The following is a 1,099-nucleotide window of genomic DNA, read 5'->3' as shown; positions in this document are numbered from 1 at the left end:
GACGATGCGCTTTAGCACCGCGCTTTTGAGGTTGTCGACCATGATCCTTTTGGGCACCGCGCCAAAGTATTCGAAGGCGTTTTGGTGGCAGTCCAAAAAATGCTCCATGGTCTGCGAGACGGTGAACTGCACATACATCATGCGGCTGTAGCACAGCACCATGACAAAAAAGCTCAGCCGGCGCACCGCAGCGCCCACGGCAACGGTGCCGAACGAGCCCCAGTCGACCTGCGCGCACTCGCCCGGGGCAAAGGCCAAGGTCAAAAAGGCGCGCACCTTCGGCGGGCGGACCTTGCGCACGTAGTCCTTGACGATGGTGTAGCCGCCGGTAAAGCCCTGCTGACAGATGCGCTGATGGATCTGCATCGCAGAGTACGGGTGCGCTTCGAGCAGCCGGCCGATCTCGCGCTTGATCGGATCGAGCTTGCCGGCACGTTGCAGACCGGTTCTGGGGGCGAACGCATTGCGCCGCAGCCATTTTCGCACCGTGCGCACATCGACAGCCAGGGCATCGGCGATCTGTGCGGCGTTCAACCCCTCGTTGCGTTTGAGATGCATCATCTTGCAATACATGGGGTAATCGATCATGTGCGGCCCTCCCCGATGCGTTTGAAGACCTGCTCAAGACTTTGCAAGGACCCGGTTTGTCGCGGTGCATCAGCCTCGATGGCCAACACCTGGCAAAGCGGCTTGCGGTAGGCGACCAGACCCAGATCGATCAACTGTTGCCGGTACCGGACAAGGTCGCACTCATCCATGGCCAGGCGCCGGCACAACGTGTGATCGGCATAGTAGCTCAGGCCGCGGGCATCGGCGACGGTGACCAAAAACAGATACAGCGCTGCTGCGCCGTGGGTGCACCGGTCAATGTAGTGCTCGCTGACCAGCCGCTGGTCGAGCCAGCTGAACTGTCCGGGCACCTTACGGATACGCTCGGGGCAAATGGGACTTTTGACTGTCATGGCAACCTCCTCGGTTGGGGGGATGAAGGATATCGTCACCGAATTGTTGCATACGGCGCACGGCCATGACGATGTCATCTTGTAACGCACATCCTGTTAATTGGGCGACAAGTCCTATGATAACAGAAGGTTGCAAA

2 protein-coding genes are annotated in these 1,099 nt (G+C 59.3%); both read right to left on the bottom strand.

All coding sequences use genetic code 11. From position 1 onward, the window contains the following. A partial coding sequence (istA, locus tag MRX98_RS21750; RefSeq protein WP_246915261.1) for an IS21 family transposase occupies positions 1–588 on the bottom strand: 588 nt, incomplete at its 3' end. After that, positions 585–962, bottom strand: coding sequence for a helix-turn-helix domain-containing protein (locus MRX98_RS21745; RefSeq protein ID WP_246915258.1), 378 nt, complete (start codon positions 960–962; stop codon positions 585–587). The genes MRX98_RS21745 and istA, both read right to left, overlap by 4 nt. Between the last annotated feature and the right edge of the window lie 137 nt (positions 963–1,099).

It is taken from the genome of Desulfatitalea alkaliphila (assembly GCF_022968795.1).
Taxonomy (GTDB): Bacteria; Desulfobacterota; Desulfobacteria; order Desulfobacterales; family Desulfosarcinaceae; genus Desulfatitalea; species Desulfatitalea alkaliphila.
The sequence above is the reverse complement of the archived record's forward strand: the minus strand, read 5'-3'. Positions and strand labels throughout refer to the sequence as shown.